At 62.0% G+C, this 8,984-nt stretch carries 5 protein-coding genes; 2 read left to right on the forward strand and 3 right to left on the reverse strand.

All coding sequences use genetic code 11. From position 1 onward, the window contains the following. Positions 1-78: 78 nt before the first annotated feature. Complete coding sequence (locus HX875_RS31520; RefSeq protein WP_177048831.1) at positions 79-663, reverse strand: TetR/AcrR family transcriptional regulator; 585 nt, start codon at positions 661-663, stop codon at positions 79-81. 134 nt (positions 664-797) lie between these two features. Here HX875_RS31520 and HX875_RS31525 point away from each other — a divergent pair, with 134 nt between their 5' ends. After that, on the forward strand, positions 798-1,970 hold the full coding sequence (locus HX875_RS31525; RefSeq protein WP_177048832.1) for an MFS transporter: 1,173 nt from the start codon (positions 798-800) through the stop codon (positions 1,968-1,970). On the opposite strand, the gene HX875_RS31530 is transcribed toward HX875_RS31525, so the two are convergent. Both HX875_RS31530 and HX875_RS31535 read right to left on the reverse strand, forming a co-directional pair. Next, positions 1,971-2,327 (reverse strand): type II toxin-antitoxin system HicB family antitoxin, encoded by a 357-nt coding sequence (locus HX875_RS31530; RefSeq protein WP_177048833.1) that lies wholly within the window; start codon positions 2,325-2,327, stop codon positions 1,971-1,973. It abuts the gene before it with no gap. Continuing rightward, positions 2,324-2,575 carry a type II toxin-antitoxin system HicA family toxin gene (locus tag HX875_RS31535; RefSeq protein WP_010166695.1) on the reverse strand — a complete coding sequence of 84 codons (252 nt, stop codon included), beginning with the start codon at positions 2,573-2,575 and terminating at the stop codon, positions 2,324-2,326. Before HX875_RS31535 ends, HX875_RS31530 begins: the two co-directional genes overlap by 4 nt. Before the next feature lie 209 nt (positions 2,576-2,784). Between HX875_RS31535 and HX875_RS31540 the strand changes: the two genes are divergently transcribed. Further along, on the forward strand, positions 2,785-8,984 hold a 6,200-nt coding region (locus HX875_RS31540; protein WP_177048834.1), incomplete at its 3' end, for a non-ribosomal peptide synthetase.

An 8,984-nucleotide genomic window follows, 5' to 3' on the forward strand; every position in this document is an offset into this window, starting at 1 on the left:
AACCATAAGCGGCCGTTACCGCAGCAACGGATATGTACTCAATCCCAAAGCATCCCTGAACCCCCCCGCCGCATTCGTTCAGCGAACGGCATGGGCCTTCAACCCCCGCAACAACAGCTCCAACCCTTGCAACGCTTCTTCCAGCCGCTCGCCCGGGCGTTGATCCTGGGCGATCCAAAGCGATGCACTCACCAGGCTGCCATTGATCAGCCTCGCCAACGCCTGGCTGCACGCATGCTCGATGACCCCCGCCTGCATCAGGTCATCAAGCAACCGACACAGCGAATCCACGCATTGCTGCTGGTCGGTCGTCCCCAGCACCGCCGGAGCATCCTGCAGCACAATGCGCTGGACCTCGGCATCCTGAGCCATACGCAAATAGGCCCGGCAGCGTTCGCAAAACCCGTCCCAAGGGTTCTCGGCCCGCTCGGAGATAAGGTGCAGGCTCGCATCCATTTCACCGTCGAGCTGCGCCACCACCGCCGCCAGCAAGCCTTTCTTGTCGCCAAAATGATGGTACAACGCACCCCGGGTCAGGCCGGCGCGAGCGGTGAAATCATCCATCGACGTCTGGGCGTAGCCTTGCGTGGCGAAGGCCTGGCGGGCGCTGGCGATCAGGCGGGCGCGGGTGTCTTCGATCATGTCGGCACGGGCTCGGCTCATGGATAAGGCTCACAATAGGTGATTGACATACGACGCGTATGTTACGCATGATTTGTCACATACGCACCGTATGTATTTTGCCCCGAAAACCTCGAATAGCAAGTTTCAGGGCGCTCAGGAAGAGGTTACACACCATGGCAAACCCCTACGCCGAGCTGTTCCAGGCGCCAGGTTCCAGGGCTTTTGTACTGGCGGGCATGCTCGCCCGCATGCCGATCTCCATGACCGGGATCGGCTTGATCACCATGCTTTCGCAAGTGCACGGCGGTTATGGACTGGCCGGCGCCGTGACCGCCACCTTCGCCCTGGCCACGGCGTTTTGCGCGCCCCAGGTCTCGCGGTTGGTGGACCGTTATGGCCAGGGCCGGGTGTTGCCGGTGGCGGCGTCCATCGGCGGCGGCGCGCTGTTGCTGTTGTTGCTCTGCACCCGCATGCAGGCGCCGACCTGGACGCTGTTCATCTTCGCCGCCCTGGCCGGTTGCATGCCCAACATGTCGGCCATGGTGCGGGCGCGCTGGACCGAGCTGTATCGCGGCCAGCCCAAACTGCAAACCGCGTTTGCCCTGGAGTCGGTGCTTGATGAGGTGGTGTTCATTATTGGCCCGCCGGTCTCGGTGGGCTTATGCGTGCTGCTGTTCCCCGAAGCGGGGCCGTTGATTGCGGCGCTGTTCCTGGCGGTTGGGGTCACCGCTTTCGTGCTGCAACGCCAGACCGAACCACCGGTGCATGAGCACCACGCCGAACACGGGCGTTGGCTGATCGCCTCGCCCTCGGTGTTGATCCTGATGGTGCTGTTGATGGCCATGGGCGTCATCGTCGGCGTGGTGGATGTGGTCAGCGTCGCCTTCGCCCAGCACCAGGGCCAGCCGGCTGCCGCGAGCATTGTGCTGTCGGTGTACGCCATCGGTTCGTGCCTGGCCGGGCTGGCGTTTGGTGCCCTGAAATTGAAAGCCCCGTTGCCTCGCCAGTTCCTGTACTGCGGCGTGGCGACGGCGATCACTACGCTGCCGTTGTTGCTGGTGACGAACATTCCCGGGTTGGCGGCGGCAATCTTCATCTCTGGCCTGTTCTTCGCCCCGACATTGATCGTGTCCATGGCGTTGGTGGAACAAATCGTCCCGCCGAGCCGCCTGACCGAAGGCATGACCTGGCTGATCACCGGCCTGAGCATCGGCGTGGCCATTGGCGCCGCCAGCTCGGGCTGGATGATTGACCGCTTCGGCGCACCCAGCGGGTTCTGGGTGGCGCTGGCGGCGGGGGCGGTGGTGCTGGGAGCAGCGGTGTTGGGGTATCGGCGGTTGGGGTGATTACCCTGTCACCAGTGCGCCGCGATGTTGCAGGAATTCGTTCAGCGCCTGCCGCGTGAGATCGTTCAACGTCACTTTTTGCCGGGTTGCCGCGAGGGCAGCGGCCAAGTGGAGGTCATGGCCGACACGGACGTTGAACGAACCCTTGCAGGGCTTTTCCGGTGTTTGCCCAAGGGCCTGGCAGGTCTCGATGTAGTCGTCTACGGCGTTGCAAAAAGCCGCGTCCAACTCGGCGACGGTTTTTCCCTCGTAGCTGACCAGGGCCTTGATGAAAAGCAGCTTCCCGAACAGGCAATTGTCTTCGATGCTGGCTTCGATGGAGCCGATGTAGCCTTTGTGTTTCAGCTGGTTGTTCACTGAATCAGTTCTCCTGATTTCAATTGTTCGATGATCTGGCGCCGAATGTAGTGTTTCAGTTCGTTGCCGGGGTGAGGCTTGTGCAGGGTAATCATTGCACTGGGGTCGCCCCTGTCGAACCTGACCCGGCTACCCGCCCCTTCGATTTGCGTGTATCCCAGGCGCCGCAGCAGTGTGACGAGTTCGGGCCAGGTAAAGGCCGAGTGCTCATTGAGCAGTTTGGCCAGCAGCTTTTCATTTTTCGACACGGCGATCCTTGCCTGTAACTAAATGTAGTTGCAATTGATGGGTTGCGTCAATGATAGGACAGCCTCGCCGAGCCTCTCGGTGTTTGATGTAACCCTTGATGACACCGTTGCCTGCGCTCCAAATCCCCCGCTAATTTTTCCCCTCCGGATTCGTTTTATAGGGACGACGTGCCTTTGTGCTTCCTGCCTATTGCCCCGGATCCCAAGAAATGAACGCTGAAGACTCCTTGAAACTTGCTCGCCGGTTTATCGGGTTGCCCCTGGAAAAACGCCAGATGTTCCTCCAGGCGTTGCAGAGGGAAGGGGTGGAATTTTCGCGTTTTCCGATTCCGGCAGGCGTAGAAGCAGAGGACCGCCAGGCGCTGTCTTACGCCCAGCAACGGATGTGGTTTCTCTGGCATCTGGACCCCCACAGCGGCGCCTATAACCTGCCGGCGGCAGTGCGTCTGACCGGGCGCCTGAATATTTCTGCCCTGGAACAGGCGTTCGTCAGCCTCATCGAGCGTCACGAGACCTTGCGTACGGTGTTTCAGATGCAAGCCGATGACACTCTTCTACAAGTGCCGGCGCAGCAGGGCTTGACCCTCGAACATGTGGATTTGAGCGCCTTGCCTGCCGGCGAACGTGAGTCCGAGGTGGTGCTGGAGGTCGAGCAGCAGTCATTGCGTCCGTTCGACCTCGCCCAGGGGCCGCTGCTGCGGGTACGCCTGCTCAAGCTGGCCGATACCGAACACGTCCTGCTGCTGACGCTGCACCACATCGTCTCCGATGGCTGGTCGATGAATGTGCTGATCGACGAGTTCTGCCGTTTTTACGACGCCCACGATGGCGCAACCCCGGTGGAGATGGCGCCGCTACCGATTCAATACAGTGATTACGCCCTGTGGCAGCGTCGCTGGCTGGAAGCCGGCGAGCAGCAACGCCAGCTGGATTACTGGCTCGCGCAACTGGGGGATGAGCACCCGGTGATGGAGTTGCCAGCGGACCGTGCCCGCCCATCGATTCCCACCTACAACGGCCGACGCCATGAGTTGACGCTCGACAGTGGGTTGGCCGATCAACTGCGCCAGGTGGCTCGCCAGCATGGCGTGACGTTGTTCATGTTGTTGCTTGGGTCCTTTGCCGTCCTGTTGCAGCGCTACACCGGGCAGAACGATCTGCGTATCGGTGTACCCATTGCCAACCGCAACCGTAATGAAATCGAAGGGCTGATCGGTTTCTTCGTCAACACTCAGGTACTGCGCCTGCCGTTCGATGGGCAAACGTCGGTCCGTGAACTGCTGGCGATCGTCAAGGAAGCCGCGTTGGGCGCGCAGTCCCATCAAGACTTGCCGTTCGAGCGCCTGGTCGAGGCCCTCAAGCTTGAGCGCAGTCTCAGCTACAACCCGCTGTTTCAAGTGATGTACAACCATCAGCCAGAGGTCGCGGACGTTACCCGGCTCACCTTGAAGTCCGGGCTGCAATTGGGCGTGATCGAGTGGGAGAGCCGCAGCACTCAGTTTGACTTGAGCCTGGATACCTTCGAGAAAGCCGGGCAGTTGCACGCCTCATTCACCTACGCCACCGACTTGTTTGAAGCCGCGTCGATCCAGCGCCTGGCGCAACATTGGCACAGCGTGTTGCGCCGAATCGTGGACGATCCTGCCCAGCGCGTTGGCGAAGTGCAATTGCTTGGTGTCGATGAGCGTCAGCGCCTGATGAGTGAGTGGGGGCGACATGACACGCTTTATCCGAGCCAACTCCCGGTTCACCAACTATTCGAACAGCAGGCCGCCCAGGCGCCTGACGCAGTGGCGTTGATCTTCGAAGGGCAGGTGCTCAGCTACGGCGAGCTGAATACGCGCGCCAACCGTTTGGCCCACCATCTGGTCGCGCGTGGTGTAGGCCCTGAAGTGCTGGTGGGCATTGCCGTCGAGCGCGGGCTGGACATGGTGGTGGGGCTGCTGGCGGTGCTCAAGGCCGGTGGTGGTTACGTGCCGCTGGATCCGCAATATCCGGTCGACCGTCTGCTGTGCATGATCGAAGACAGCGCCTGTGTGCTGGTGCTGACCCAGTCCTCGTTACAGGAGCGCCTGCCAATACCACCCGCGGTGCAACGTGTGTGCCTGGACCAGGACCACGCCTGGCGTGAGGCTGACGGCAATAATCCGGTCGGTACCGTCGATGGCGAGAACCTGGCCTATGTGATGTTCACCTCGGGCTCCACCGGCCGCCCGAAAGGCGTCGGCATTACCCATGCGTCGCTGACCAGACATGCCTTTGTGTCGTTGCAGTTCTTTGGCCTGAGCGCCTCCGATCGGGTGCTGCAATTTTCCACCTTCAACTTCGACGGTTTCGTCGAGCAACTGTACCCGGCGCTAATCTGCGGGGCATCGGTGGTGTTGCGCGGCAACGAAATCTGGGACAGCGAGACCCTGTATCGCCAACTGATCGAGCAGCGTATCAGCGTCATGGACCTGACCACCGCCTACTGGAACATGCTCGCCAAGGAGTTCGCCGCCGTGGGCCCCAGGGATTATGGCGTACTGCGCCAGGTACACAGTGGCGGTGAAGCAATGCCGCCCGAAGGCCTTTTGGCCTGGCGCCAGGCCGGACTTTGCGCGGTGCGCCTGCTCAATACCTATGGGCCGACAGAGGCAACGGTCACCGCCACCACGCTGGACTGCACCGACTATGTCCTGGGCGCTCAGCCGATCCCGCTGACGCTGCCTATTGGTCATGTACTGCCTGGGCGCAGCCTGTACGTGCTGGACGACAACGGCCTGCCGGCGCCCATCGGCGTAGTGGGTGAGTTGGTGATCGGTGGTGAACTGTTGGCCCGTGGCTACTTCGGCCGGCCATCCCTCAGCGCCGAGCGCTTCATGCCTGACCCGTTCAGCGGCTCGGGTGCGCGCCTGTATCGCACCGGCGACCTGGCGCGGTTCAACACCGAGGGTGTGCTCGAATACGTCGGGCGTATCGATCACCAAGTGAAGATCCGCGGTTTCCGTATTGAATTGGGGGAAATCGAGGCGCGTCTGCTGGAATTGCCCACCGTGCGTGACGCAATTGTCCTGGCAGTTCCCGGACCCAGCGGCCTGCAGTTGGCGGGGTATGTGGTGCCCGCCGACAAGGCTCAGGAACAAGGCTCGTTGCGCGAGGCGATACGCGCACAGCTTGCCGAGCATTTGCCGGACTACATGGTGCCCGGGCACGTGGTGTTCCTTGATGCATTGCCGTTGAGCCCCAATGGCAAACTGGACCGCAAGGCCTTGCCATTGCCGGACGCCGGCCAGGTCCAGCAAACCTACGTTGCGCCCGCAACCCCGCTGGAGCAGGCCATCGCGGGTATCTGGCAAGACGTGCTGAAGCTTGGGAAGGTGGGCTTGCACGACAATTTTTTCGAGTTGGGTGGTGATTCGATCATTTCCATCCAGGTGGTGAGCCGAGCGCGTCAGGCGGGTATAGGCCTGAGCTCTCGGGATGTGTTCATTCACCAGACCGTCAAGGCCCTGGCGGGCGTTGCCCGGCTCGACGGCGAGGCTTTTACCGTGGACCAGGGCCCGGTCACCGGTGTGCTGGCACTGTCCCCGATCCAGCAGCTTTTTTTCGAAACCCCAGTGCCGGTACGGCATCACTGGAACCAGGCGGTGCTGCTGCGTGCGCTGGAACCCTTGCAGGCCGACGCGCTGAGCCGAGCCTTGTGTGCCTTGATGGTTCATCACGACAACCTGCGGGCCCGGTTCACCCACGGCGTAGATGGCTGGAGTGCCGAGATTGCCGAGCCGGCTACGGTGCCCGATGACGTGCTCTGGCAGGCCACTGTCGGGGATAATGCTCAATTGCAAACACTGTGGCTTGACGCGCAGCGCAGCCTCGACCTGCAACGCAGCCTGGTGCGTGCGGTCCTGGCGACGCTGGCCGATGGCAGCCAGCGGCTGTTGCTGGTCATCCATCACCTGGTGGTGGACGGCGTGTCCTGGCGCATCCTTCTGGAGGACCTGCAGCAGGGCTATCGTCAGGCGCTGGCGGAACAGCCGGTCAACCTGGCGGCCAAGACCAGTTCATTCAAGGCCTGGAGCAAGCATTTGCAGGGGTACGCGCGCCGTGAGGACGCGCAACGGGAACTGGCGTACTGGCAGGCGCAACTGCACGGCGCCAGCCGCCCGCTGCCTTGTGAAAACCCTCACGGCAGCCTCCAGTGCCGGCATGCCCACGTGGTGCGCAGCCGTCTGAGCCCACAGTTGACCCGACAATTGCTGCAGGACGCGCCCGGGGCTTATCGCACCCAGGTCAACGATCTTTTGTTGACCGCGTTGGCACAGGTGGCAGGGGCCTGGACGGGGCAGGCCGATACGCTGATCCAACTCGAAGGCCACGGCCGCGAAGAGTTGTTTGACGACATCGACCTCAGCCGCAGCGTCGGCTGGTTCACCAGTCTGTTTCCGTTGCGGCTGACCACGGCAGCCTCGTTGGCGGCATCGATCAAGCAGATCAAGGAGCAAGTGCGCGCCGTTCCGCTTAAAGGTATTGGCTTTGGCGTATTGCGTTATCAAGGTGACGTGGCGACCCGGCGGATTCTCAAGGGGCTGGAGCAACCCCGGATAACCTTTAACTACCTGGGGCAGTTCGACGGCAGTTTCGACGCCGGGCAAGGCGCCTTGTTCGTACCCGCAGGCGAGGGCGCTGGCGCCGAGCAGGACGCCGACGCCCCGCTGGATAACTGGCTGTCGATTGAGGGCCAGGTCTATGACGGTGAGTTGGAGTTGCGCTGGACGTTCAGTCGCGAAATGTTCGCCACCTCCACCGTGCAGCGTCTGGCCGACGATTACCGTACGGCCCTGCAACAGGTGATTGAGCATTGCTGCGACGCGCAGGCGGCGGGGCTTACACCGTCGGACGTGGCGCTGTCGGGGCTGCAACAGGAGCGTCTGGATACCCTGGAGAATCCGGCGAATATCGAGGATATCTACCCGCTGTCGCCCATGCAGCAAGGCATGCTGTTCCATAGCTTGTACGAGCAGGCAAACGGCACCTATATCAACCAGCTGTGCGTGGATATCGATGGCCTGGACGTCGAGCGGTTTCGCGCGGCCTGGCAAGCGTGCGTCGATGCCCACGACATCTTGCGCAGCAGCTTCCTCTGGCAGGGCGAGTTGGCCAAGCCGCTGCAGGTGATCCATCGTCGGCTCGCATTGACGTTCACCTGTGAAGATTGGCAAGGCCGAGGGGACCTGGCTTTGGCACTGGCGAATTTTGTCGAGACCGATCGTGCGGCAGGGTTTGAGCTGGAGCGCCCGGGCCTGTTGCGCCTGACGCTGATTAAGACCGGGCCACGGCGTCATCATCTGGTGTTTACCAACCACCATATCCTGATGGATGGCTGGAGCAGTTCGCAGCTTCTTGGCGAGGTTTTCCTGCGGTATGGCGGGCACGCGCCCGCACAGCCGGCGGGGCGTTTCCGCAGTTATATCGAGTGGTTGCAGCGCCAGGATGGCGCGGCGGACGAGGTGTTCTGGAAAGAACACCTGGCGCAATTGCAGGAGCCCACACTATTGGCATCGGCCCTGACGGGCGGCGATCGATCCCGGGATACCTCGGGTTATGGCCTGTTCCACCAGGCGCTGCCTGCTGAACAAACGCGGCAGCTGGAAGGCTTTGCCCGGCAGCGCAAGGTGACCGTCAATACGCTGGTCCAGGCCGCGTGGTTGCTGCTGTTGCAGCGCTACACCGGCCGTGACGCCGTTGCTTTCGGCTCCACCGTGGCGGGACGTCCGGCTGACCTTGCCGGCATCGAGCAGCAGTTGGGCCTGTTCATCAACACGTTACCGGTGGTGGGTAATCCCAAGCCTGAACAGACGGTTGATCAATGGCTTCAAGCCGTCCAGGCGCACAGCCTGGCGTTGCGCGAGCATGAGCATACGGCGTTGTTCGATGTGCAGCGCTGGTCGGGCCACAGCGGCGCGGCGTTGTTCGACACGTTGCTGGTGTTCGAAAACTATCCGGTCTCGCAGGCACTGGAACACGGTGCGCCGAGCGGCCTGGCGTTTGGCGCGGTGGCCAATCATGACCAGACCAACTACCCACTGACGCTTGGTGTGACCCTGGGGCAGACCCTGGCCTTGCATTACAGCTTCGATCGGCAGCACTTCAGTGCGCCGTTCATTGAGGCACTGGACGGCCATTTGCGTTGCCTGCTCGAGCAGATGTGCGCCCAGCCTGCACGGACGCTGGGCGAGCTGAACCTGTTGAACGACGCGCAGCGCCAAATCCTGGTGCAGGACTGGAACGCCACCGTCACGGTCTACCCCCTTGAACGCGCGGTTCACCAACTGATTGCAGACCAGGTAGCTCGCACGCCGCAAGCCATCGCGTTGCAGTTCGGCGAACAGCAGTTGACGTACCGGGAGCTTGATCAGCGCGCCAACCA

This window comes from Pseudomonas yamanorum (genome assembly GCF_013386765.1).
GTDB lineage: Bacteria > Pseudomonadota > Gammaproteobacteria > Pseudomonadales > Pseudomonadaceae > Aquipseudomonas > Aquipseudomonas yamanorum_A.

Bases quoted from the DNA above. Each gene is read 5' to 3' on its own strand.
- HX875_RS31520 (WP_177048831.1), bottom strand. From the start codon at position 663: ATGAGCCGAGCCCGTGCCGACATGATCGAAGACACCCGCGCCCGCCTG.
- HX875_RS31525 (WP_177048832.1), top strand. From the start codon at position 798: ATGGCAAACCCCTACGCCGAGCTGTTCCAGGCGCCAGGTTCCAGGGCT.